The 25,365-nt window shown below is 60.3% G+C and carries 19 protein-coding genes; 10 read left to right on the forward strand and 9 right to left on the reverse strand.

The genetic code is table 11. The annotated features are described in order from the left end of the window. Positions 1-160: 160 nt before the first annotated feature. Positions 161-2,140 (reverse strand): bifunctional tRNA (5-methylaminomethyl-2-thiouridine)(34)-methyltransferase MnmD/FAD-dependent 5-carboxymethylaminomethyl-2-thiouridine(34) oxidoreductase MnmC, encoded by a 1,980-nt coding sequence (gene mnmC / locus WA225_RS11965; RefSeq protein ID WP_422608057.1) that lies wholly within the window; start codon positions 2,138-2,140, stop codon positions 161-163. A 172-nt stretch (positions 2,141-2,312) separates the two neighbouring features. Between mnmC and pap the strand changes: the two genes are divergently transcribed. Both pap and WA225_RS11975 read left to right on the forward strand, forming a co-directional pair. Beyond that, a complete protein-coding gene (gene pap, locus WA225_RS11970) occupies positions 2,313-3,827 on the forward strand; it encodes a polyphosphate:AMP phosphotransferase (protein ID WP_422608058.1) in 1,515 nt (504 codons plus the stop codon). 103 nt (positions 3,828-3,930) lie between these two features. Further along, positions 3,931-5,115 (forward strand): thiolase family protein, encoded by a 1,185-nt coding sequence (locus WA225_RS11975; RefSeq protein WP_422608059.1) that lies wholly within the window; start codon positions 3,931-3,933, stop codon positions 5,113-5,115. Between the two features lie 135 nt (positions 5,116-5,250). Here the strand turns inward: WA225_RS11975 and WA225_RS11980 are convergent, their stop codons facing one another. Further along, a complete protein-coding gene (locus tag WA225_RS11980; RefSeq protein WP_422608060.1) occupies positions 5,251-5,445 on the reverse strand; it encodes a DUF6316 family protein in 195 nt (64 codons plus the stop codon). A 210-nt stretch (positions 5,446-5,655) separates the two neighbouring features. Between WA225_RS11980 and WA225_RS11985 the strand changes: the two genes are divergently transcribed. Then, positions 5,656-6,615, forward strand: coding sequence for a DMT family transporter (locus WA225_RS11985; RefSeq protein WP_422608061.1), 960 nt, complete (start codon positions 5,656-5,658; stop codon positions 6,613-6,615). Positions 6,616-6,737: 122 nt separating this feature from the next. Here WA225_RS11985 and WA225_RS11990 read toward each other — a convergent pair whose 3' ends face one another. After that, positions 6,738-8,132 (reverse strand): class II fumarate hydratase, encoded by a 1,395-nt coding sequence (locus WA225_RS11990; protein ID WP_422608062.1) that lies wholly within the window; start codon positions 8,130-8,132, stop codon positions 6,738-6,740. A 193-nt stretch (positions 8,133-8,325) separates the two neighbouring features. Between WA225_RS11990 and WA225_RS11995 the strand changes: the two genes are divergently transcribed. From WA225_RS11995 to WA225_RS12015, 5 genes are all read left to right on the forward strand, one after another. After that, positions 8,326-8,847: a DUF2059 domain-containing protein gene (locus WA225_RS11995; RefSeq protein WP_422608063.1), complete on the forward strand. Its 522-nt coding sequence runs from the start codon at positions 8,326-8,328 to the stop codon at positions 8,845-8,847. Between the two features lie 12 nt (positions 8,848-8,859). After that, positions 8,860-9,159 carry a BolA family protein gene (locus WA225_RS12000; protein ID WP_064120325.1) on the forward strand — a complete coding sequence of 100 codons (300 nt, stop codon included), beginning with the start codon at positions 8,860-8,862 and terminating at the stop codon, positions 9,157-9,159. Between the two features lie 101 nt (positions 9,160-9,260). Continuing rightward, a complete protein-coding gene (locus tag WA225_RS12005; protein ID WP_422608064.1) occupies positions 9,261-10,202 on the forward strand; it encodes a rhodanese-related sulfurtransferase in 942 nt (313 codons plus the stop codon). A gap of 35 nt (positions 10,203-10,237) precedes the next feature. After that, positions 10,238-10,840: a DsbA family protein gene (locus tag WA225_RS12010; protein WP_172828209.1), complete on the forward strand. Its 603-nt coding sequence runs from the start codon at positions 10,238-10,240 to the stop codon at positions 10,838-10,840. Then, positions 10,833-12,650 carry an ABC transporter ATP-binding protein gene (locus tag WA225_RS12015; protein ID WP_422608065.1) on the forward strand — a complete coding sequence of 606 codons (1,818 nt, stop codon included), beginning with the start codon at positions 10,833-10,835 and terminating at the stop codon, positions 12,648-12,650. Before WA225_RS12010 ends, WA225_RS12015 begins: the two co-directional genes overlap by 8 nt. Before the next feature lies 1 nt (position 12,651). Here WA225_RS12015 and WA225_RS12020 read toward each other — a convergent pair whose 3' ends face one another. Then, positions 12,652-16,833, reverse strand: coding sequence for a deaminase domain-containing protein (locus WA225_RS12020; RefSeq protein WP_422608066.1), 4,182 nt, complete (start codon positions 16,831-16,833; stop codon positions 12,652-12,654). 217 nt (positions 16,834-17,050) lie between these two features. Between WA225_RS12020 and WA225_RS12025 the strand changes: the two genes are divergently transcribed. Both WA225_RS12025 and WA225_RS12030 read left to right on the forward strand, forming a co-directional pair. Then, positions 17,051-19,510, forward strand: coding sequence for an EAL domain-containing protein (locus WA225_RS12025; RefSeq protein ID WP_422608067.1), 2,460 nt, complete (start codon positions 17,051-17,053; stop codon positions 19,508-19,510). 79 nt (positions 19,511-19,589) lie between these two features. Beyond that, positions 19,590-20,351, forward strand: coding sequence for a TenA family transcriptional regulator (locus WA225_RS12030; RefSeq protein WP_422608068.1), 762 nt, complete (start codon positions 19,590-19,592; stop codon positions 20,349-20,351). Positions 20,352-20,485: 134 nt separating this feature from the next. Here the strand turns inward: WA225_RS12030 and WA225_RS12035 are convergent, their stop codons facing one another. From WA225_RS12035 to WA225_RS12055, 5 genes are all read right to left on the reverse strand, one after another. Further along, entirely contained in the window at positions 20,486-21,412 is a 927-nt protein-coding gene (locus tag WA225_RS12035; protein WP_422608069.1) for a GGDEF domain-containing protein, read from the reverse strand. A gap of 361 nt (positions 21,413-21,773) precedes the next feature. Then, complete coding sequence (locus tag WA225_RS12040) at positions 21,774-22,514, reverse strand: YciK family oxidoreductase (protein WP_422608070.1); 741 nt, start codon at positions 22,512-22,514, stop codon at positions 21,774-21,776. Between the two features lie 54 nt (positions 22,515-22,568). Next, positions 22,569-23,240, reverse strand: coding sequence for an N-acetylmuramic acid 6-phosphate phosphatase MupP (gene mupP / locus WA225_RS12045; protein WP_038364376.1), 672 nt, complete (start codon positions 23,238-23,240; stop codon positions 22,569-22,571). A 4-nt stretch (positions 23,241-23,244) separates the two neighbouring features. Next, positions 23,245-23,943: a bifunctional 2-polyprenyl-6-hydroxyphenol methylase/3-demethylubiquinol 3-O-methyltransferase UbiG gene (gene ubiG / locus WA225_RS12050; protein ID WP_422608071.1), complete on the reverse strand. Its 699-nt coding sequence runs from the start codon at positions 23,941-23,943 to the stop codon at positions 23,245-23,247. 56 nt (positions 23,944-23,999) lie between these two features. After that, positions 24,000-25,334, reverse strand: a complete 1,335-nt coding sequence (locus WA225_RS12055) for a TRZ/ATZ family hydrolase (protein WP_422608072.1) — start codon at positions 25,332-25,334, stop codon at positions 24,000-24,002. Positions 25,335-25,365 lie beyond the last annotated feature (31 nt).

Below are 25,365 nucleotides of genomic sequence, written 5' to 3' on the forward strand. Positions count from 1 at the left end.
TCCTTACCGGTTTTTCCGTTGGGGAGGGTATTTCTTCAGTGGCCAAAATGGCCGGTACTCAGAAACTGACCCGGTGCGGTTGTGGGAGTTTTAGAACGATAAGTTATAAGTGGGGCGGTCAGACCGGCGGGGCACCGTTGCAGTGCCCACTGGCTTGCGTTCATTTGCCGCGAATCAGCCAGCGCAAGGCAAAGCGGTTCGGGTGGCAGGCTTCGGCGACACTGCGTGGCAACGGCAACGGTTCGTTGTCGAGCCAGGCGGCGAGCAATTCACCCGACAGCGGCGCGGTGATCAGACCTCGAGAACCATGGCCGCTGTTGACGTACAGGCCGTCCAGCCATGGGCAAGGGATGTCTGGCACCTGTCGGGCATCCTTGCTCAGCGCTGCGTAGCTTTCGAGAAAGGCGTCGCGGTCGGCGAGCGGGCCGACAATCGGCAGATAATCAGGACTGGTGCAACGGAACGCGGCGCGACCTTGCAGGCTTTCGACAGGCTGCTCGCTGATGTGCAGGCGCGTGACGAGATCGCTGGAGATCTCTTCGAGCATCGCCAGATTGCCTTGATGCTCGGCGGTGGTCGGCGTCAAGTCATCGTTATTGAAATCGAAACTGGCACCGAGGGTGTGTTCGCCCAAACGCGCCGGTGCGACGTAGCCTTCGGCGCAGACCACAGTGGTCAGAGCCCGGCTTTCTGTGGTCTCGGCAAGGCGAGTGATCTGCCCGCGAATACGCTTGAGCGGCAGCTCGGCACTTTGCGCAAAGCGTTTGATCTCGGCGGCGCCGGCCAGCACCACGACCGCTGCGCTGGCGAGCAAGCGCTCACCGTCGAAGGCTTGCCACTGATCATCGACCTTGCGCAGTTGCAGCGCTTCGCGATGGCTGAGCAGTTCGATATTCGGCTGCGCCGTTTGCGCCTGACACAATGCAGGTGGATGCACCCAACCACCTTCGGGATAGTACAGACCGCCATGGGCCAGACCGATTCCGGCGCGAGCCTGCGCCTCCGGCTGGTCGAGCCACTGCAACAAGTCATCCGGGAACGCCGCCGCCAGTTGCGCATGACGCTCGGCTTCCTTGGCGTTGAAGGCCAGTTGCAGGACTCCGCAATCAGCCCAATCGGTGCCGCGTTGCAGGGTTTCCAGCAAGCGGCGGGTGTAGCCGAAACCACTGACGATCAGTTGCGACAGCGCGGTGCCGTGAGCTGAGAGTTTCAGGTACAGCACGCCCTGCGGATTGCCCGAAGCTTCCTGCGCCACGCCCTCGTGACGCTCCAGCAAGCTGACCTGCCAACCGCGCGCGGCGAGGCTGGACGCCGTGGCGCAACCGGCCAGACCGGCACCGATCACCAGCGCGCGACGTGCACCGGCGAGCGGGGCAGGGCGCGCGAACCACGGTTTTTCCGCAGCGGGCGCTGCGACCTCTGACGGCCAGCCGAGAAACTCGCCACGGAGGATTTCCCACTTGTGGCCGATGCCTGGCGTGCGTTTCATCTTGAACCCGGCGGCGTTGAGCAAGCGCCGCACCCAACCGGTGCTGGTGAAGGTGCTGATCGTGGCGCCGGGGGCCGCCAGACGTGCCAGTTCGACGAACAGTTCAGCCGTCCACATGTCGGGGTTTTTCGCCGGGGCGAAACCGTCGAGAAACCACGCATCGATCTGCGCATCGAGCTGCGGCAGTTGCTCCAGCGCATCGCCGATCAGCAAGGTCAGCGTGACGCGGCCGCCGGCCAGAGTGATGCGCTGAAAGCCTTGATGAATCGCGACGTAGTGCTTGAGTAACTGATCTGCCAACGGTTTGAGTTCTGGCCACAATGCCAGTGCCCGTTGCAGATCGGCAGGGCTCAGCGGGTACTTTTCGACACTGACAAAATGCAGTCGCGCGCCGGCCACGGCCTGTTGTTCGAACAACTGCCAGGCGCAGAGAAAATTCAGCCCGGTGCCGAATCCGGTTTCGCCAATGACCAGCCGCCCGCTCGCCGGCAACGCAGCAAAACGCTCGGCCAGGCGATTCTGTTCAAGGAACACATAACGGGTTTCATCCAGACCTGATTTGTCGGAAAAATACACATCATCAAACACGCGCGAACGCGGGCGTCCTTGTTCATCCCAATCGAGTTGGGCGTGGGGCAATACGGGTTTCATGGCAGGCTCGGCAACGACAAGGCCGCCATTCTAGCTGATCGGGCGGAGGGTGCTTGATCCATGGCAAGGCTTGCGCCCGACGACTCGCGGACAATCCGCCACCCGCGGGAATTTCTGCGCCGCTGCTGTGCCCAATCCGCTAGTCTTGCTGAACCCTGGAAGGAGCCGTCCCATGTTTGAATCCGCTGAAATCGGTCACGCCATCGACAAAGACACCTATGAGGCGGCCGTCCCGGCATTGCGCGAAGCCTTGCTCGAAGCCCAGTTCGAATTGCAGCAGCAGAAGCGTTTCCCGGTGATCATTTTGATCAACGGCATCGAAGGCGCGGGCAAGGGCGAGACGGTCAAGTTGCTCAACGAGTGGATGGACCCGCGCCTGATCGAAGTGCGCACTTTCGATCAGCAGACCGATGAAGAGCTGTCCCGGCCACCGGCGTGGCGCTATTGGCGGATGCTCCCGGCCAAGGGGCGGATGGGCATTTTTTTCGGCAACTGGTACAGCCAGATGCTGCAAGGGCGGGTGCATGGCCTGTTCAAGGATCCGCGTCTGGATCAGGCGATAGCCGGCGCCGAACGTCTGGAAAAAATGCTTTGTGATGAAGGCGCGCTGATCTTCAAATTCTGGTTTCACCTGTCGAAAAAACAGATGAAGGCCCGGCTCAAGGCGCTCGCCGATGACCCGTTGCACAGCTGGCGCATCAGCCCGCTGGACTGGCAGCAATCGCAAACCTACGACAAGTTCGTCAAGTACGGCGAGCGCGTGCTGCGCCGTACCAGCCGCGACTATGCGCCTTGGCATGTGATCGAAGGTGTCGATGCCCACTACCGCAGTCTGGCGGTCGGCAAGATTCTCCTCGAAGGTTTGCAAAATGCGCTGAAGCGACCGGACGTGCATCCTCACGATGTCAGCGCGGCGCCGCTGGGCACACCGGTCGATCAGTTGAACCTGCTCGACAGCCTCGACCTGACCCAGCGTCTGGACAAGAAGGACTACGAAGAACAACTGATCACCGAACAGGCGCGCCTGTCCGGGCTGATGCGCGACAAACGCATGCGCCGCCACGCCTTGGTGGCGGTGTTCGAAGGCAACGATGCGGCCGGCAAGGGCGGGGCGATTCGCCGGGTTGCAGCGGCGCTCGATCCGCGTCAGTACAACATCGTGCCGATTGCCGCACCGACCGAAGAGGAACGTGCGCAGCCGTACTTGTGGCGTTTCTGGCGACACATTCCGGCACGCGGCAAGTTCACTGTGTTCGACCGTTCCTGGTACGGCCGCGTGCTGGTGGAGCGCATCGAAGGCTTCTGCACGCCGGCGGACTGGCTGCGCGCCTATGGCGAAATCAACGATTTCGAAGAGCAACTGGCCGACGCCGGGGTGATCGTGGTCAAGTTCTGGCTGGCCATCGACAAGGACACGCAGATGGAGCGTTTCCAGGCGCGTGAAGAGATCCCGTTCAAGCGCTTCAAAATCACCGAAGACGACTGGCGCAATCGCGACAAGTGGGACGCCTACCGCGCTGCCGTGGGCGATATGGTCGACCGCACCAGCTCGGAAATCTCGCCGTGGACGCTGGTCGAGGCCAATGACAAGCGCTGGGCGCGGGTCAAGGTGTTGCGCACGATCAACCGCGCACTGGAAGACGCCTTCGAGAAATCCGACAAGCACGCGAAGAAACACAAGGACTGAAACCGATGGATGCGCATACGCGGGGTGAATGATTGTCGCGGTCGGCGATGGGGTGGACTTATGCTCGGTCCACTCTCAACCGACAACAACAATGAGGTATGCCATGCGTGAAGTGGTGATCGTCGACAGCGTGCGGACTGGCCTGGCCAAATCCTTTCGCGGCAAGTTCAACCAGACCCGTCCCGACGACATGGCGGCTCATTGCGTCAACGCGCTGCTTGAGCGCAATGACATCGACCCGGCCAGCGTCGAGGATTGCATCGTCGGTGCCGGCTCCAACGAAGGCGCGCAGGGCTACAACATCGGCCGCAACGTCGCGGTGCTCTCGCGACTGGGCACCGGCACGGCCGGCATGACCCTCAACCGTTTCTGCTCGTCGGGTTTGCAGGCGATTGCGATTGCCGCCAACCAGATTGCCTCGGGCTGCAGCGACATCATCGTCGCCGGCGGCGTCGAGTCGATCAGCCTGACGATGAAAAGCGTCAACACCGATCACCTGATCAACCCGCTGCTCAAGCAGCAGACGCCGGGCATCTATTACACGATGGGCCAGACCGCTGAAATCGTGGCGCGGCGTTATGGCGTCAGCCGTGAAGCGCAGGATCGTTACTCCCTGCAAAGTCAGATCCGCACTGCGGCGGCGCAGGCCGCCGGGCTGTTCAACGATGAAATCGTACCGATGGCAGTCAAGTATCGCGTCGAGGACAAGAACACCGGTGAAGTGCAGGTTCTCGATGGCGTCGTCGATCGCGACGACTGCAACCGCCCCGATACCACTTACGAAAGCCTCGCCGGGTTGAAACCGGTGTTTGCCGAGGATGGTTCGGTGACGGCGGGCAACTCGTCGCAGCTCTCCGACGGTGCATCGATGACCTTGGTGATGAGCCTGGAAAAAGCCCTGCAACTGGGGCTCAAGCCGAAAGCGTTTTTCCGTGGTTTCACCGTCGCCGGTTGCGAGCCGGACGAGATGGGCATCGGCCCGGTGTTCTCGGTGCCGAAACTGCTCAAGGCCAAGGGCTTGCAGGTGGCGGATATCGACCTGTGGGAGCTGAACGAGGCGTTTGCTTCGCAGTGCCTGTACAGCCGTGATCGGCTGGAGATCGACAACGACAGGTACAACGTCAATGGCGGGTCGATTTCCATTGGTCATCCGTTCGGCATGACCGGGTCGCGGCAGGTCGGGCATCTGGTGCGGGAGTTGCAACGGCGTAATCTGCGTTATGGGATTGTGACGATGTGCGTGGGCGGCGGGATGGGCGCTACCGGGTTGTTTGAGGCGGTGCGCTAAGCCATAGCATTTTTGTTGCCTGTTCCATTGCTATCGCTGGCAAGCCAGCTCCCACAAGTTTCGTAGCGTTCGCAAAATCTGTGTACGCCACCAATCCTGTGGGAGCTGGCTTGCCAGCGATTGGATCACCACCACTTAGCGGTTGGAGTCCAGAAGCTGCATCCGCGCGATATAAGCCTTTATTTCCTGCTCAGCCTTCTCGTGACTGTCAAACGGCCCCTCAAGGGTATTTTCCCGAGTGCTGAAAAACAGTTCGCCATTGACCCGGCACACCCGGTCGCTGCGAAAGTGCGTGGCGGGGGCGCTGTCCTGGGCGCGCATTGCTAACATGATCGGTCTCCCTGGCTGGTGCGCTGAAACGGATCCAATGAGCTTATGCCTGAAGCACTTGACGCGCCCGGCCAGCCGATCAACGGCGCCGCGTCAATTTAATGCTGCGACCTGCACAGTTTCATTCGCGTCCTGGCCTTAACTGTCCCTGTGTGCGGATCCACGGCGCGCCTAGAATGAGCGCACTTGTCAGCAGGCGTTGGGGTTTGTATGCACGTTTCATCGGGTCGCTGGGTGTACGGCTTGTTCCTCGCGCTGCTGACCGCGTTTTTGTGGGGCATCCTGCCGATCAAACTCAAACAGGTGCTGATGGTGATGGACCCGGTCACAGTGACCTGGTTTCGTCTGCTGGTGTCCGGCGGTTGCCTGTTCATTTATCTGGCCTCGGTCAAGCGCTTGCCCCGTCGCAAAGTGCTCGGCCCCAAGGGTGGCTGGCTGGTGCTGATGGCCGTGCTCGGGCTGGTCGGCAACTATGTGTTGTACCTGATGGGCCTCAATCTGCTCAGCCCCGGCACCGCGCAACTGGTGGTGCAAATGGGCCCGATCATGTTGCTGATCGCCAGTCTGTTTGTGTTCAAGGAGCGTTTCAGTATTGGCCAGGGCATTGGCTTGGCGGTGCTGTTGATCGGTTTTGTGCTGTTTTTCAATCAGCGCCTGGCGGAGCTGCTCACGTCGCTGTCGGATTACACCGCAGGCGTGCTGCTGGTGCTGCTGGCGTCGACGGTCTGGACCTTTTATGCGCTGGGCCAGAAGCAATTGCTGACGGTGTGGAATTCGCTGCAGGTGATGATGGTGATCTACCTGTTCTGCGCACTGTTGCTGACGCCGTGGGTGCATCCGCTGGAAGCGCTGAACCTCAGCCCGTTGCAGGGTTGGCTGCTGCTGGCGTGCTGCATGAACACGCTGATTGCTTACGGCGCATTCGCCGAAGCGCTGGCGCATTGGGAGGCGTCGCGGGTCAGTGCGACGTTGGCGATCACGCCGTTGGTGACGTTTGGCGCGGTGGCGATTGCGGCCGGGATCTGGCCGGACTATGTGCATGCCGAACAGATCAATGGGTTGGGTTATGGCGGGGCGGTGCTGGTGGTGTTGGGGTCGGCGCTGGTGGCGTTGGGGCCTTCGTTGATTGCCGGGTTGAAGGCGCGGCGGATGAAGATGGCGGCCAGTTAAACCGCGTTGGCCCCATTCGCGAGCAAGCTCGCTCCCACATTCGACTGCATTCTCATGTTGGAAATGCGCCCAAGTGTGGGAGCGAGCTTGCTCGCGAAGACTGACTTTCAGCCGCTATAAAACTAGCCCTTGGCACCAGCCTCGATCATGTTTTCCGGCCGCACCCACGCATCAAACTCTTCATCCGTCAGATAGCCCAACGCCAGCGCCGACTCACGCAAGGTCAGTCCTTCGCTGTAAGCCTTCTTGGCAATCTCCGCCGACTTGTCATAGCCGATGTGCGGGTTCAGCGCCGTCACCAGCATCAATCCACGTTCCAGATGGCGGGCCATGACTTCGGCATCCGGCTCCAGCCCGGCGATGCAGTGCTGCTGGAAGTTGCTGCAACCATCGGCCAGCAGACGAATCGATTGCAGCAGGTTGTGAATGATCACCGGTTTGAACACGTTCAACTGCAAGTGACCCTGACTGGCGGCAATGCCGATGGTCACGTCATTGCCCAACACCTGACAGGCGAGCATCGACAGCGCTTCGCACTGGGTCGGGTTGACCTTGCCGGGCATGATCGAGCTGCCCGGCTCATTCGCCGGCAGTCGCACTTCGGCGAAACCTGCGCGAGGGCCGGAGCCGAGCAGGCGCAGGTCGTTGGCGATTTTCATCAATGCCACGGCGAGGGTCTTCAGCGCGCCGGAGAGGCTGGTCAGCGGTTCGTGGCCGGCGAGGGCGGCGAATTTGTTTGGCGCAGTGACGAACGGCAAGCCCGACAACGCCGCCAGTTCGGCGGCAATCGCTTCACCAAAACCGTGCGGCGAGTTCAAACCGGTACCGACCGCAGTGCCACCCTGGGCCAGTTCACACACCGCTGGCAGTGCGGCGCGGATCGCGCGTTCGGCGTAGTCCAGCTGCGCGATGAAACCGGACAGTTCCTGACCGAAGGTGATCGGCGTCGCATCCATCATGTGCGTACGCCCGGTCTTCACCAGTTTCATGTGCCGCGCGGCCAGTTCGGCGAGGCCGCCGGACAGCTCGGCAATCGCCGGCAGCAGTTGTTCCTGCACGGCTTGCGCGGTGGCGATGCTCATCGCGGTGGGGAAGCAGTCGTTGGAGCTTTGCGAGCGGTTGACGTGGTCGTTCGGGTGCACCGGCGTCTTGCCGCCACGCGGGTTGCCGGCCAGCTCATTGGCGCGTCCGGCGATGACTTCGTTGACGTTCATGTTGCTCTGGGTGCCGCTGCCGGTTTGCCAGACGACGAGCGGGAACTGGTCGTCGTGCTGGCCGTCGAGCACTTCGTCGGCGGCCTGTTCGATCAGGCGGGCAATGTCGGCGGGCAGGTCACCGTTGCGGTCGTTGACGCGGGCAGCGGCTTTCTTGATCAGGGCCAGGGCGTGCAGCACCGGCAGCGGCATGCGTTCCTGACCAATGGCGAAGTTGATCAGCGAGCGTTGCGTCTGAGCACCCCAGTAGGCGTCGTCCGGGACTTCGATCTGGCCCAGGCTGTCGGTTTCGATACGGCTCATCGTGCACACTCCTGTTGGTCTGTTTGCGCAGTTTAGGCCGGCATCGGCCGTGGTGGTTCCATCGAGCCGATTGTTGACCGGTAAAACCCGGGCAATCAAGCACGGCAAGGCTCGGGGGTTGAGCGACGAGGTTTTTTAGGCGCAGAATGGTCGCCCTTGGGGTTTGACCTCGCCTAGCTGAAAAGGAAACTCGATGACTCGTCTTCGTGCCATCTGCACCGCGGTTGCACTGGTTTGCGCCAGCGGCCAGGTGCTTGCCGATACCGCCAGCCACAACGCCAGTGCTGAAGCTTTTCTGACCCTGGCGCACGCTGACAAGCTGGGCACTCCGGTGTACATGCAAGTGCAGCAAATGTTCGCTCAGCGTTTTGAGCAGACCAAAGCCCCGGAAGCCAAGAAAGCCGTCCTGGAAACCTACCAGGCCAAGGCCAACGCCGCGCTGGACCAGGCCATTGGCTGGAACAAGCTCAAGCCGGACATGGTCAAGCTCTACACCACTAACTTCAGCGAGTCGGAGCTGAAAGACCTGGTCGCGTTCTACCAGTCGCCACTGGGCAAGAAAGTCCTGGAAAAAATGCCGCAGCTGACTCAGCAATCGGCCCAGATGACCCAGGCCAAACTGGAAAGCGCCGTACCGGTCGTCAACAAGCTGCTCGACGACATGACCAAAGAGCTGGACCCGAAAGGCGCTGCTGCGGCGGCCAAGAAGAAGTAAGCGGAGTTCGTGATGACCATGCAACAACGCATCGAATCGACGCTGGCCCTGCTTCAGCCTGAGCACTTGCAAGTGCTGGATGAAAGCCACATGCACAGTCGCGGGTTACAGACGCACTTCAAGGCAGTTGTGGTCAGCGCGCAGTTCGACGGCCTGAACCGGGTCAAGCGCCACCAGAAAGTCTACGGCACGCTCGGCGAGCTGATGGGCGAGTTCCATGCGTTGGCGCTGCACACCTACACCCCGCAGGAATGGGCGGAGATCGACGCCGCTCCGGCATCGCCGACCTGTGCCGGCGGCAGCAAGCATTAAGCTTCGGTTTTTTGCTAGAATCCGCAACGCGCCGCTCACCCGGCGCGTTTTTTTTGAATCCGGTTCACCCTTTGCGAGGGTAGCCACCTGGAGAAATACCCATGACACAACCGATTGTCGTGGCGGCACTGTATAAGTTCGTCACCCTCGAAGATTACGTCAACCTGCGCGAGCCTTTGCTGCAAGCGATGGTCGACAACCAGATCAAAGGCACCCTGCTGATCGCCGAAGAAGGCATCAACGGCACGGTTTCCGGCAGCCGCGAAGGCATCGACGGCCTGCTCGCCTGGCTCAAGAACGACCCACGCATGATCGACATTGATCACAAAGAGTCGTACTGCGACGAGCAGCCGTTCTATCGGACCAAAGTCAAACTGAAGAAAGAGATCGTCACCCTCGGTGTCGAAGGCGTCGACCCGAACAAAAAGGTCGGCACCTACGTTGATCCGCAAGACTGGAACGCGTTGATCAGCGACCCGGAAGTGCTGTTGATCGACACGCGCAACGATTACGAAGTGTCGATCGGCACCTTCGAAGGCGCCATCGATCCGAAATCCACCAGTTTTCGTGAATTTCCCGACTACATCAAAGAACACTTCGATCCGGCCGTGCACAAGAAGGTCGCGATGTTCTGCACCGGCGGCATTCGCTGCGAAAAAGCCTCGAGCTACATGCTCGGCGAAGGTTATGAAGAGGTTTACCACCTCAAGGGCGGCATCCTGAAGTACCTCGAAGAGGTGCCGCAGGAAGAAACCAAGTGGCAGGGCGACTGCTTCGTGTTCGACAACCGCGTGACCGTGCGTCACGACCTCAGCGAAGGCGACTACGATCAATGTCATGCCTGCCGCACACCGGTCAGCGTTGAAGATCGCACCTCGGAGCATTACGTGGCCGGCATCAGCTGCCCGCATTGCTGGGACACGCTGAGCGAGAAAACCCGGCGCAGCGCCATCGATCGGCAAAAGCAGATCGAACTGGCCAAGGCGCGCAACCAGCCGCACCCGATCGGCTACAACTACAAGCAAGCATCCACCGAGGCTTAATCATGTCAGCACGCCTGCTCTATGTGATGGATCCGATGTGTTCGTGGTGCTGGGGATTTGCTCCGGTGGCCAAGGCACTCGTCGAGCAGGCGCAAGCAGCCGGGGTGGAGTTGCATCTGGTGGTCGGTGGCCTGCGCACCGGCAGCGGCTCGGCGCTGGAGCCGACCACACGGCGCTACATCCTTGAGCACTGGCAAGCGGTCACCGAGGCCACCGGCCAGCCATTCAAGTTTGACGGCGCCTTGCCCGACGGTTTTGTCTACGACACTGAGCCGGCCTGCCGCGCAATCGTTACGGCGCGCAGTCTGGCGCCGGATTGTGCGTGGACACTGGTCGGGCTGATTCAGCAGGCGTTTTACGCTGAAGGCCGCGATGTCACTCAGGCCAGCGTGCTGGTCGAGCTGGCTGAGCAGGCCGGTGTGCCGCGTATCGAGTTCGCCGCGTTGTTCGACCATGCCGATCAACACAAAGCGACTCAGGCCGATTTCAGTTGGGTGCAGGATCTCGGCATCGCCGGTTTCCCGACCCTGCTGGCCGAGCGCAACGGCCAACTGGCGTTGCTGACCAACGGCTATCAACCGCTCAGCGAACTGTCGCCATTGCTCGGCCGCTGGCTGGAGCGCGCCGCCTGTGCCTGATCTGGCCGATGACACGCCAGCCGTAAAGCGTGTCGACCGGCTGAGCTGGGCAGAAGTCCGGCGATTGGCACTGACGCACAAAAAATCCCTGTGGATCGCCAACGGCGTCGCCGTGCTGGCGACGTTGTGCAGCGTGCCGATCCCGTTGCTGCTGCCATTGCTCGTCGACGAAGTGCTGCTCGGCCACGGCGACGCCGCACTGAAAGTCATGAACCATGTGTTGCCGTCGATGTGGCAGCAAGCGGCGGGTTACATCGGCCTGATGTTGTTGGTCACCCTGACGTTGCGTTGTGGCTCGCTGTGCTTTGGTGTGTTGCAGTCGCGGCTGTTCGCCCGGCTGGCCAAGGACATCGTCTATCGCATTCGCGTGCGCTTGATCGAACGCCTCAAACGCATCTCCCTTGGCGAATACGAAAGCCTGGGCAGCGGCACGGTGACCACGCACTTGGTCACCGATCTGGATACCCTCGACAAGTTTGTCGGCGAAACCCTCAGCCGCTTTCTGGTGGCGATGCTGACGCTGGTCGGCACCGCGAGCATCCTGATGTGGATGCACTGGAAACTGGCGCTGCTGATTCTGCTGTTCAACCCGCTGGTGATCTACGCCACGGTGCAGTTGGGCAAACGCGTCAAACACCTGAAGAAGCTTGAGAACGACAGCACCTCGCGCTTCACCCAGGCGTTGAGCGAAACCCTCGATGCGATTCAGGAAATCCGTGCCGGCAACCGCCAGGGTTTCTTCCTTGGACGGCTCGGCCTGCGCGCGCAGGAAGTGCGCAATTACGCGGTCAACTCGCAATGGAAAACCGACGCCTCCAACCGCGCCAGTGGTTTGCTCTTCCAGTTCGGCATCGACATTTTTCGCGCGGCGGCGATGCTCACCGTGTTGTTTTCCGACCTGTCGATCGGCCAGATGCTCGCGGTGTTCAGTTACCTGTGGTTCATGATCGGTCCGGTCGAACAACTGCTCAATCTGCAATACGCCTACTACGCGGCGGGCGGCGCGCTGACGCGGATCAACGAGCTGCTGGCGCGTGCCGATGAGCCGCAGTATGCCGGCGGTGTCGATCCGTTCAAGGGGCGCGACACGGTGGGTATTCAGGTGCAGGGTCTGAGCTTCGGTTACGGCGATGAACTGGTGCTGGATCAACTCGATCTGTCGATTGCCCCCGGTGAGAAAGTCGCGATCGTCGGCGCCAGCGGTGGCGGCAAAAGTACCCTCGTGCAATTGCTGCTGGGGCTGTACACGCCGCTGGCCGGGACCATCCGTTTCGGCGGTTCGAGCCAACAGGAAATCGGTCTGGACACGGTGCGCGAAAACGTCGCGGTGGTGTTGCAGCACCCGGCGCTGTTCAACGACACCGTGCGCGCCAATCTGACCATGGGCCGCACCCGCAGTGACGAAGCCTGCTGGCAGGCACTGGAAATCGCCCAGTTGGACGCGACCATTCGCGCCTTGCCGGATGGCATCGACAGCATCGTCGGGCGCTCCGGCGTGCGCCTGTCCGGTGGTCAGCGCCAACGCCTGGCGATCGCGCGGATGATTCTCGCCGAACCGAAAGTGGTGATCCTCGACGAAGCCACCTCGGCCCTCGACGCCGCCACCGAATACAACCTGCATCAGGCCATGGCGCGGTTTCTCAATGGCCGCACCACGCTGATCATTGCCCACCGCTTGTCAGCGGTGAAGCAGGCCGACCGGGTGCTGGTATTCGACGGCGGGCAAGTGGCCGAGGATGGCGACCATCAGCAACTGATTGCCGATGGCGGTTTGTACGCCAAGCTGTACGGGCATTTGCAGCGCTTGTAGGTCAGTTCCACATGACCTTCAAACCCTCGGTTGTGCCGTCAAAGCCAAACTCTTTGATCACCACCGAGCAGCTCTCGCAGGGCGGCAGGGTCGTCACCACGTCGACTGATTTGAGCGTCGAGGGGTCCGGGTACTTTTCCCGCAGCACATTGACCAGCTTGGCCTCGCTGTCCAGCGAGGTCGGCCGAACAGTCTTCCCCGGGTTGTATTGGCCGACATTTTCTATTGTGTGGGGAATGGCCAGTATCCTGCTGTTCTCCGAGACATTCAGCGATGTTTCGGGGAAGCCCCGGCCGGCGTCAACGTTGAAGTAGGTGGTATCACCCACCACGACGCTATTGCTGGCGAGCGGGCGTTGGAACAGCGGCAGCTGTGAAGTCACGTCGTGTTTACCGGAAACGCTGACATACACCTCACGTTTGCCGGTCGCTGTAACAATGTCAGCGTAGGCGATGTTTCTCGGCCGTCCGGTGTGCGGGCTGATAGGAATCAGCGCCCGAACCCTGCCGATGGCCTGATCGATTGACTCGCTGTGCAGCGTCCGGTTGATCGGAAGGGTATCGACAATATCGGCATCGAGGTTGTGCACCCAATCGGGATCGTAGCGGCCGCCAGCGTGCAGCGTATCGAAGATGTCCGCTGCTCTCTGGCGAAAGGGCACCGAGGCGGTCTCGCTGCGAGACCACACCGCCGCACTGGTCGGTTTGCGGGTGATGATCATGCGCGAGGCGTGATCGAACAGCACCGCTTCGCCCGGGCTGGTATCGACTCTCAAATGCTTGAGGGTGTCGGGCGGGTTGACCCGGCCGCCAATCGGTATGGCGATCTCGTCCATGGTTCGCATGGCGCGCTTCACCGCTTCCACGCCGTGAATCCTTGCCATGTTGTTGGCGTTGAGGGAGCCGGTGTAAACCGTCATCAATTCATCTTTCAAGTCGGCGGGCAAGGTGCTGGCCTTGCGCAAAGTCAAAGGCGTGGCAAATGTTTGCCCCTTGGCCAGTTCCGCCACGTAAAAGTCGCCGGCATCCAGTCGAGTGAACACGTAGTGTTTCGAACCGTCGATGGCCGGGACAATGGTCGCACCCGCTTCGAGGATATGCGGCTGTCGGGGATTACTGGAGGGGATCTCGACTTTGAGCCTGCCGTATATCCCTTTTTGAAAGGACATGGTTGCCTGGTGCTGACTGTTTCTTTTCAGTTGCTTGAGTGACATTGGTTGTCGGGCATTCGCCGGTGTGTAGATGCTGTCGCCAAACCATGGCGCATAGTCTTTGGTTTCGTCGAACGTACCCACGGCCGGCGTGGCGGCCGGTTCGCCGGTGACGTAGCGGGTTTGGCAGCGGTTATTGCCTGCACGCCTCAGGCGACAAGGCAACGCTTTGAACATCGACTGATCATCGATCAGATCGGCGCGACGCAGTTGGTTGCCGTCCAGGCGATACGGCACGTCATCGATCAACATCGTGGTGCGACCATCCACTTCAAACATTTCACGGACGCGGGCATTGTCCGGTATTTCTGCCAGAGCATGGGATTCGCTCGGTGGCAGCGCCTTGAACGCGGAGCGGCCCTCGGTGAGACTTCTGCCGTTCCTCAAGCGCGGGCCATAGGGCAAGGATGTCACCGGGTCGACCAGGTGCAGTTGTTTTGGATCCCGCGGGTTTGTCTGGCGCACCAGAACGTCATCGATGCCATCGAGCGTCGCCAGTCGATCACTGGCATTGAGCGGCTTCCACTGCCCCGCATCGATGGCCTGCGGCAGATTGCGAGCCAGTCGGAAACCGGCAACACTGCTGCGCAGACTGTTGACCCCCCACACAGCCACGCGACCGACCCCGAGCAGTCCTTTGCTCACCCCACGTACCACCGACGGGATAACGTCCAGCGGGTTGGTGTTGCGCACTGTGGATATCAGCAGCTTGCGGGTCAGCGTTGAAAAGGACGGCAGGCTGGCTTTGACGGCGATGCGCGCGGTGCCGGTGCTGGCCTTGATCAAGCGCACCGAACCGGAGATGAACTTGCCGATGGGAAAAAGGAACGACGCCAGATCCGCCAGAAGTCCGAGGCCACCCAGCACTTTGCTGGTGGTGCTGTCCGAAAGCAGGTCTTCAATGCTGCCCCAAAATGGCACGAAGCCTTTGACCACCGTGACAAAGGTTTCCCGGCGTTTCTCGTTCCTCGCCCTGATCTCGTCGAAAGAAGTCATGCCCCGGGCCTCGGTGCGCAACTCGTTTTCATCGACATAGAGAAATTTCGAGGCGATGACCTCGGCCACTGCATTCAGGCGTGCGGCCAGCACCGCCGCTTCAGTGTCGGTGGCCGCCGGGTTGGCCGCCGAGGCTGGCGGCACCAGCGCCACGCTGTCGAGGAAACCGTAGCAGTGGGGTTTTTTCTCCGGCATCTTGCCCTGAACATGCGCTTCGAGGTCTAGAAGCAGCGACGTACGGGTGTTTTGACCGGGCGAATAGGGGGACTCAGGGAGTGAGACGTGCAACGGAAGTTCGCGGCGATTGCCCGCAATGATCGCCACTCTCAGGGCCGAACGTGAACGAATGATGCCAGCACTGGGGATGACTTCGTAGTAAGTGATGTCGTCGCCTTGGGTCGCCTTCAGCACAAAGCCCTTGCGTGCCTTTTGCTGGATGGCAAGGTTGCCTGGTGTTTTGCTTGCTCGCAGTCGGAGTATCTCGACCTCACCCTGTGCGAGTACGTTGCGCTCGGCCAGGGGCAGGGAGGTCAGCAGACTGGCGAGCAGGGTCTGATAGGCCTTGGTCATGGTCGCCAGATAGCGTTTGAAGGCCGTTTCAAACGCCGCATTGATATCGGGTAATGTCTTGCCACTGGGCAGGGGGCCGTCCATCTGGCGGTAAATCCCTTGGTGGTCTGGCGCTTCCAGCCAGCATTTACGTTGAGGATCAATGCGCAACGTCAGGCGGGTGCGTGTCTTGCCATCGGCCAGGGTCAGGCCCCACATGCTGCCGTCGTCCAGTTGGCCATCGGCGTAAAGGTCGAGAAAGGCGTGGCCCGGCAGGGTCAATGGCGGCGCCGACCTGGACTTCACCGAGATTGGGTCGATCAGGAATAATCGGCGCCCGTCGGCTTCCAGCGTATTGGCACCCCACTGCTCGTCCTTGATCTTTTTGGCCATTTTCAGCCGTTCGGGGATCCGTTCTTCCAGTTCCATGACGGCGGTGTTCAAGCGCTCGTTCTGGGTTTGCAGGGCCTCCATCGCTCGCTGGTAATCTTGCGGGGTGTAGGTGGACGCCGTTCGCAACTCAACGGAGCCGGTGCACACCGCCCATTCCAGTGCGGGGCGGAGGCGACATTTCGCAATTTGCTCAAGCTGCTCGGGCGAGGCGCCCTCGCTGCGCTGCAGAGGCAGGTTGACCAGTTCTTGAAACGTCAGCGGTGGCGATTGATTCAGGCTCAGCTCGTCAGCCAGCAGCACGCCGTGCATGAAGTTGACCCACACCGGCGAGCTTTTGTAACGCAACTCGGCGGGGATATCGCGTACGGCCAGGTCGCTGGACAATCGAGTCTGCGCGATCCGCCCGAGGATGATCGCTTCCTTGGTGTAAATCACCCGATGCGAGCGCTTCAAGTGCTCTTCAAAATCCTGCCACAGGGCCTGATAGCTTTTGCCCCAGTGCGCCGTATCCTGCCAGGAGAAACCAAAAGCTGCTTGCGGCTCGCCGGGTCGCGGCTTGTGCAGGTACACGCAGATCGCTTTGCACAACAGTTGGCGGCGCATGGATTCGGGTGTCTGTTCGCCGGGCCGGGCGCCATACCATTTGAGAGCCTTCAGTAGCCGATCTGTCAGCTCTTTGGATTGCGCGGAATCGAGTATCTGTCGCAGAAATACGGATGGCGTTGCGCGCACTTCCTCGATAGTGAGTGAAAACAACAGATCGCCGGCCAACTGACGGAGCAGCCCGGTGCCTGCCTTCATGAAACTCTCTACGGTTTGGTAGATTTGCTCGTCGATGCGTTGTGCCTTGTACGCTTCAACGGTCATTGATTGCGCGAGCGCGGGTGTCTGGCGTAAAAGAGCCTTGAAGCGTTTGTGGTCGCGCGCGGTGGGGCGAGGCAACAGTGTGTCGATGTGCGGGTTGTCATCCAGTCCCAGGGCTTGTTCGGCAAGCCGTTCTTCGTTGTCGGGTGCAGGTAAAGGTGTCGTTGTCATGTGCCACTCCTTGGCCGGGGCGTCCCCGGTAGCGGGGAAACGTCAGGCGCCCAGTAAACCGGCATGAGACCCAGTTGTGGCATTACATATATATGCGTACAGCGCGATCCTGCACTGAGGCCGATCCGTCGCTTGCCTGAACCGGGAACGCCTCCTAGTCTTGATGGGATGGTCTGACAGAGAAGGACGATCAGGCAGTGCTCATGCAAGGAATCCCATGAAGCAAAAGCGGACTCTCGGAACGCCACGGTTGTTGGGTATCGTCTGGCCATTCATTGCCGTCGTGTTGTTTCAGGCGTTGCTGGGAGGCGTGAGTCTTTACGTGCTTTCGGCCGTTCGCGGTTATGTGGCGGGGGAAAGTCTGTGGTCCAAAGGCCAGAAAGACGCCATCTACTACCTCAATCTGTACGCCGACAATCGTGACGAGGCGATCTATCTCAAATACCAGAAGGCGATCAGCGTGCCGCAGGGCGGGCATGAGTTGCGCCTGGCGCTGGATCGGCAACCGCCTGATCTGCAGGCCGCGCGTGAGGGCATCCTCAAGGGTGGCAACCATCCGGACGATGTCTCGAGCCTGATCTGGCTGTACCTCAACTTTCGCCATTTCAGTTACCTGGAAACCGCCATCGACCGCTGGACCGTCGGGGATGCGTATCTGGTGCAACTCGATGACGTGGCCCGGCAGATGCACCAGCGCATCGCTGATAACGCGGCCTCTCAGGCGGATATCCAGCGCTGGAAAGCGCAGATTCTCGCCATCAACGAAAGCGTGACGCCAGCGGCCAAGGCGTTCAGCGATGCGCTGGGCGAAGGCTCGCGGATGATTCTGCGACTGCTGCTGTTAACCAATCTGGCCACGGCGCTGGGGCTGATCGTGCTGGCCTTGTGGCGTACACACAAATTGCTCAAGCAGCGCCACGCCTTTGCCGAGGCACTGCAACTGGAGAAGGATCGGGCGCACGTCACGCTGCATTCGATCGGCGATGGCGTGATCACCACCGATGTCAGCGGCGCCATCGATTACATGAACCCCGCCGCCGAAGCCATGACCCACTGGAAGGCCGAGCAGGCAGCCGGGCTGCCGCTGGCCGCGCTGTTCAACCTGCTCGACGACAATGCCCAGGCCGAAGGCCTGACGCTGATCGAACACATCCTCAGCGGCAAGCTCAGTGGCGGCAGCGAACACTCCAAACTGATCCAGCGTCTGGATGGCAGCACCGTCTCGGTGACGCTGGTCGGGGCGCCGATCCGCAATGCCGGCAAAGTCAGTGGCACGGTGCTGGTGTTGCATGACATGACGCAAGAGCGGCAATACATCGCCAACCTGTCGTGGCAGGCCACCCACGATGCCTTGACCGGGCTGGCCAACCGGCGCGAATTCGAATATCGCCTGGAGCAGGCGCTGCACAACCTCACTCGACAGCCGGGCCGGCACGCGCTGATGTTCCTCGATCTGGATCAGTTCAAACTGGTCAACGACACGTGCGGCCACGCCGCCGGTGATGAGTTGTTGCGGCACATATGCACGCTGCTGCAATCGGGCCTGCGCGAGGGCGACACCCTGGCGCGTCTGGGCGGCGACGAGTTCGGCATCCTGCTGGAGAACTGTGCGCCGGAAGCCTCGGAGAAAATCGCCGAGGCACTGCGTCAAACCGTGCAGAACCTGCATTTCGTCTGGAAGGGGCGGCCATTCCTGACCACGGTGAGTATCGGCCTGGTGCATGTTGCACAGACCCCGACCACGCTTGAAGCCTCGCTGCGCGCTGCGGACATGGCCTGCTACATGGCCAAGGAGAAGGGCCGCAACCGTGTGCAGGTCTACCACGCCGACGATTCCGAGTTGTCCCTGCGCTTTGGCGAAATGGCCTGGGTGCAACGCCTGCACATGGCGCTGGAGGAGAACCGGTTCTGCCTGTACGCCCAGGAAATCGCTCCACTGAAACACAGCGATGACAAGGGCGGGCACATCGAAATTCTGCTGCGCCTGCACGATGAAGCGGGGCGGATGATTTTGCCGGACAGTTTTATTCCGGCCGCCGAACGATACGGTTTGATGAGTCAACTGGATCGTTGGGTAGTGCAAAACGTATTCAAGGTTATTGCTCAATGTATTGCACAAGAACATCAAGGTCCTTTAGCGATGTGTGCGATTAATCTGTCAGGAATTACTATAGGAGATGACGCGTTTTTGCACTTCCTGCGAGAACAGTTTGTTAACTACGCAATACCCCCTGAAATGATTTGTTTTGAAATTACAGAAACCAGCGCCATTTCAAATTTAGGCAGTGCAATACGATTTATTAATGAACTCAAAGGCTTAGGTTGCTACTTCTCGTTAGATGACTTTTGTGCCGGAATGTCTTCATTCGCTTATCTGAAACATTTACCTGTAGACTTCCTGAAGATCGACGGGAGTTTCGTTAAGGATATGCTGGACGACCCGATTAACCGCGCAATGGTCGAAGTGATCAATCACATCGGGCATGTCATGGGTAAGAAGACAATTGCCGAGTTCGTTGAAACAACCCAGATCGAGCAGGCCCTGCTTGAAATTGGTGTGGATTACGCTCAGGGTTATGTTATAGAACGCCCACAGTTGTTTACCTGCGACAGTTTGCAAAGTCGGCCCGCCAGACCGCAGCCGCTGTTATTCAAAGCGCCTGGCACGTTCCGTTGAAGTCTCTTGCCGATCCTTACAATCACAAATCAAAAGGAGCCGAACAGTGATCGACACATTCAACCGAACCGGACCACTCATGGAAGCTGCAAGTTATCCTGGCTGGGCACAACAGCTCATTCAGGATTGCAGCGAGAGCAAGCGCCGGGTTGTCGAACATGAACTTTACCTGCGCATGCGCGATAACAAGCTCAGCGCCCGAACCATGCGCCAGTACTTGATCGGCGGCTGGCCGGTGGTCGAGCAGTTTGCGTTGTACATGGCGCAGAATCTCACCAAGACCCGGTTTGCCCGTCACCCGGGCGAAGACATGGCGCGGCGCTGGCTGATGCGCAACATTCGCGTCGAACTCAATCATGCCGATTACTGGGTGCACTGGAGTCGCGCGCATGGCGTCAGTCTGGAGGATCTCCAGGCCCAGCAAGTGCCGCCGGAACTGCACGCCTTGAGTCATTGGTGCTGGCACACCAGTTCCGCCGATTCGCTGATCGTGGCGATTGCCGCCACCAACTACGCCATCGAAGGCGCGACCGGGGAGTGGTCGGCGGTGGTGTGCTCAACTGGCGTGTACGCCGCGGCGTTTCCCGAAGAGGACCGCAAGCGTGCGATGAAGTGGCTGAAAATGCACGCTCAGTACGACGATGCCCACCCTTGGGAAGCGCTGGAAATCATCTGCACGCTGGCCGGGATGAACCCGAGCAAGGCGTTGCAAACCGAACTGCGCCAGGCCGTGTGCAAGAGCTACGACTACATGTACCTGTTCCTGGAGCGCTGCATGCAGCTTGAAACCTCGGAGCGCTTGCTGGTGAGCCGCGAGCGCAGGGCCGTCGTCGAGAGCTGATTTTCGGCGTCACGCATAACCAATGTGGGAGCGAGCCTGCTCGCGAAAGCGGTATCTCAGTCAACTCATGGTTGAATGTCAGATCGCATTCGCGAGCAGGCTCGCTCCCACACTGTTTTGTGATGGCTGAAAAATCAGCCCGCCATCGCCAAGCGGTTTCGGCCTTCACGCTTGGCCACGTACAGCGCACTGTCGGCACGCCGCAACAGACTCTCCGCCGACTCGCCCGGCAGCAAGGTCGAACATCCCAGGCTGACCGTCAGCTCGATCAACTGGCCGTCGGCGTAATACTCGGCGGCCTGCGCCGCATAGCGCAACCGTTCGCCGACCATCGCTGCCGCTTCGCGGCTGGTGTTGGACAGCAGAATCAGAAACTCTTCGCCGCCATAACGAAACACCATGTCGACGTTGCGCAGTTGCGCCTTGATGGTGGCGGCGATCGCTTTCAGCACGTCGTCACCGGCGCCGTGTCCATGGCTGTCATTGACCCGTTTGAAATGGTCGATGTCGAGCATCAGCAGCGATAGCGGCTGTTGATGGCGACGAGACATCTCGATCTCGCGCTGCAGGGTCTGCTCCATGGCAATGCGATTGCCGGCGCCGGTCAGCGGATCGCGCAAAGCGCTCTGAGTGGCTTCACGATAGAGCAGGGCGTTGCGCATCGGGTACAGCAACGACGACAGCAGTGACTCGAGATTGCCTTGTTCCTTGTCGCTGAAACGCTGATTGCGGCGAAACACCAACTCGCCCATGTGCTCGCCTTCGTGGCTGAGGCTATAGCTGATCGAGTGATGACCGCGGGTGCCGAACTCCAGGCGCAGGTCGCTGCCCTGATGCACATAGCTCAAGGCATCCAGCGGCACCAGGCGCTGAACTTCGCGGAAAAACAGGCCAAGGATGCGTTGTGGCTCAAGACTGGTTTGCAGTTGCAGGCTCATTTGCTGGCGCAGTTGCGCCAGACTGGCCGGTCGCTCCAGCAGGGGAGGTACTTGACCAAAGCCCAGGCGTTGCAATTTGGCACTGTCAAAGTCAATTGCATTGGTCTGGGAGGGTGATTTCATATGGCGTGAACCCTTAGCAGTAAGTCTGTCTTACAGGCTGGGTGAGAGCGGCTATGGGCTGCGCGTCATACTGATCCATCAGTCCCGTAGGACGTTTGGCGTAAGTTTAGTCTGCCGGATGACGATTAGTAAGCTATCGAAATCGGCCTCGCCCCAATGCCTTCACGCGGCTTGCGTTGAGGAAAATTAGAGCGAAAGTCGTGCCATTCAGTTCGGTTTTATTTAAACCGTTTGGAATCAATGGTTTGGCTTGGAAGGCGAGAAGTTGGTGCTGGAAAATTGACAGGATTGTGACGCTCCCAGGCGGCAAATGCATGCCGCGACAGGAATCTGCCGCGGCAACAAATGCGACGTATGGCAGTTATTGCGCGTTGAATGCCTGGCCATTGATGCCGGTACTGTCCGGCCCCATCAGGTAGAGGTAGACCGGCATGATCTCCTCGGGCGTAGGATTGTTCAGCGGGTTTTCCCCCGGATAGGCCTGGGCACGCATGCTGGTGCGTGTGCCGCCGGGGTTGATGCTGTTGGAGCGTACCGGCGCGACGCCGTCGACTTCGTCGGCCAGGGTTTGCATCAGGCCTTCGGTGGCGAACTTCGACACGCCATAGGCGCCCCAGTAAGCACGGCCCTTGCGCCCGACGCTGCTGGAGGTGAACACCACTGATGCATCTTGCGACAGCTTGAGCAGCGGCAGCAGGGTGCTGGTCAGCATGAACATCGCGTTGACGTTGACCTGCATGACGCGCATGAAGTTTTCCCCGGACAACTGCTCGATCGGCGTGCGTGGGCCAATGATCGAGGCGTTGTGCAACAGGCCATCGAGGTGGCCGAACTCGGTCTCGATCATCGCCGCGAGTTCATCGTATTGATGGGGCAGGGCGGTTTCGAGGTTGAACGGAATCACCGCCGGTTGTGGGTGGCCAGCCCCCTCGATCTCGTCATAGACCTGCGTCAGATTGGCTTCAGTCTTGCCCAGCAGCAGCACCGTGGCGCCATGGGCGGCGTAGGTTCTCGCGGCCGCCGCGCCGATGCCGCGACCGGCGCCGGTGACCAGAACAACCCGATCCTTGAGCAATTCGGGACGAGCGGAATAATCAAACATTAAAAACCTCACAATCCATTGATGAAGACCTGCTTCACCCTGAGTCGAGTCAGATCAGCAGCTGCAAAGCGCGCTATCGAGTACCTTGCGCAATTCCGACGGATGATCCACCACCACGTCCGCACCCCAATGCCGCGGGTTGTCGTCCGGGTGGATGTAGCCAAACGTCACCGCAGCGGTTTTCGTACCGGCATCACGCCCCGATTCGATGTCGCGCAAATCATCGCCGACAAACAGAACCGTCGACGGATCCAGATCAAGCATCTTGCACGCGAGGATCAACGGTTCCGGATCCGGCTTGCTGTTTTTCACATGATCCGGGCAGATCAGCAGCGCCGAGCGCTCGGCCAGCCCCAGTTGTTGCATGATCGGCTCGGCAAAGCGCAGCGGCTTGTTGGTGACCACGCCCCAGATCAGGTTGGCCTTCTCGATATCGGCGAGCAATTCGCCCATGCCGTCGAACAACTTGCTGTGCACGGCGCAGCCGACCAGATAGCGCTCAAGAAACTCCAGGCGCAGTTCTTCGAAGCCCGGTGATTCGGGGTCCATCGAAAACGTCACCGCGACCATGGCTTTGGCGCCACCGGAAATCTCGTCGCGGATGTGCTTGTCGTTGATCGGCGGCAAGCCACGATCGGCGCGCATTGCCTGGCAGATGGCGATGAAGTCCGGCGCCGTGTCGAGCAGGGTGCCGTCCATGTCGAAGAGAACCGCTCTGATGGCCATCGGCTTACTCCTCGCGCAGGGTCTGGATCATGTAGTTGACGTCAACGTCGTTGGCCAGCTTGTAGTGCTTGGTCAGCGGGTTGTAAGTCAGGCCGATGATGTCCTTGACGGTCAGGCCGGCCATGCGGCTCCAGGCGCCGAGCTCGGACGGGCGGATGAATTTCTTGAAGTCGTGGGTGCCGCGCGGCAGCAACTTCATGATGTATTCCGCGCCGACGATGGCGAACAGATACGCCTTCGGATTGCGGTTGATGGTCGAGAAGAATACTTGGCCGCCCGGTTTGACCATTCGGTAGCAGGCGCGAATGACCGACGATGGATCCGGCACGTGCTCGAGCATCTCGAGGCAGGTCACTACGTCGAATTGCTCCGGCATTTCTTCAGCGAGGTCTTCGGCGGTGATCTGGCGGTATTCGACGTTGACGCCGGATTCCAACTGATGCAATTGCGCGACCGCCAGCGGCGCTTCGCCCATGTCGATGCCCATCACAGTGGCGCCACGCTGGGCCATGGCTTCGCTGAGGATGCCGCCGCCACAACCGACGTCGAGGACTTTCTTGCCGGCCAGGTTGACCAGCTCGTCAATCCAGTTGACCCGCAGCGGGTTGATGTCGTGCAGCGGTTTGAATTCGCTTTCACGGTCCCACCAGCGATGGGCCAGGGCTTCGAATTTGGCGATTTCGGCGTGGTCGACGTTGCTCATGTTAAATCCTCTAAAACTTGAAAAAGGCTGTAGCCGCGGATTGTGCTCCGCGGTGTTTACGATTCGGTGTGGCCGCTGATGCGCTGGCCCCAGGCTCTGGCGGTGGCGCCCAATTGTTCTTCGTCGAGTCGAGTCAGGCGCCGGTCGTCGAGCAGTTGCTTGCCGGCGACCCACAGGTGTTTCACGCAATCGCGACCGGTGGCGTATATAAGCTGCGAAACCGGGTCATACACCGGTTGCTGGGCCAGGCCGGACAGGTCGAAGGCGACGATGTCGGCGGCTTTGCCGAGTTCCAGCGAGCCGACTTGTGCCTCGATCCCCAATGCTCGCGCGCCATTCAGGGTGGCCATGCGCAATGCGCGGTGGGCATCGAGCGCGGTGGCCGAGCCGGCGACGGCTTTGGCCAGCAGGGCGGCAGTGCGGGTTTCGCCGAGCAGATCCAGATCGTTATTGCTGGCGGCGCCATCGGTGCCGATCGCGACATTGACGCCAGCCTGCCACAGACGCTCGACCGGGCAGAAACCACTGGCCAGTTTGAGGTTCGATTCCGGGCAGTGGATCACGCTGGTGTTGCTTTCTACCAGCAACGCCAGGTCGTCATCGCTGATCTGGGTCATGTGCACGGCCTGAAAGCGCGGGCCGAGCAAGCCCAGGCGGCCGAGGCGCGCGAGCGGGCGTTCGCCGTGTTGCTCCAGCGCTTGGTGGACTTCGAACGCGGTTTCGTGGACGTGCATGTGGATCGAGGCATCGAGCTCTTCGGCAATCACACGGATTTTTTCGAGGTTCTCATCACCAACGGTGTACGGTGCATGAGGGCCGAAGGTGATCTTGATGCGATCGTGATGCTTCAGGTCGCCGAACAATTCGACGCCCTCACGAATGGCTTCGTCGGCACTGCTGGCGCCCGGGATCGGGAAATCGAGGATCGGAATGGCGATCTGTGCGCGAATGCCGCTGTTGTGCACGCGCTCGCTGGCGACTTTCGGGAAGAAGTACATGTCCGAGAAGCAAGTGATGCCACCCTTGATCTGCTCGGCGATGGCCAGATCGGTGCCGTCGCGGACAAACGCTTCATCGACCCATTTGGCTTCGGCCGGCCAGATGTGGTTTTCCAGCCAGGTCATCAGTGGCAGATCATCGGCCAGACCACGGAACAGCGTCATCGCCGCGTGGCCGTGAGCATTGATCAGGCCCGGAGCGAGCAGCACATCCGGCAATTCGTGCACTTCAGTGGCGTTACACTTCAATGCTTCGGCGCGCGGGCCGATAAACACGATGCGACCGTCGCGGATGCCCAGGCCATGCTCCTTGAGCACAACGCCTGCAGGTTCGACGGGTACCAGCCAGGTCGGCAGCAATAATAAGTCGAGCGCAATGGCAGGTTTCGGCATCGAGGGTCGGTTCCAGTGCTTTTGTAAAGGA

It is taken from the genome of Pseudomonas sp. (genome assembly GCF_049300855.1).
Classification (GTDB): Bacteria; Pseudomonadota; Gammaproteobacteria; order Pseudomonadales; family Pseudomonadaceae; genus Aquipseudomonas.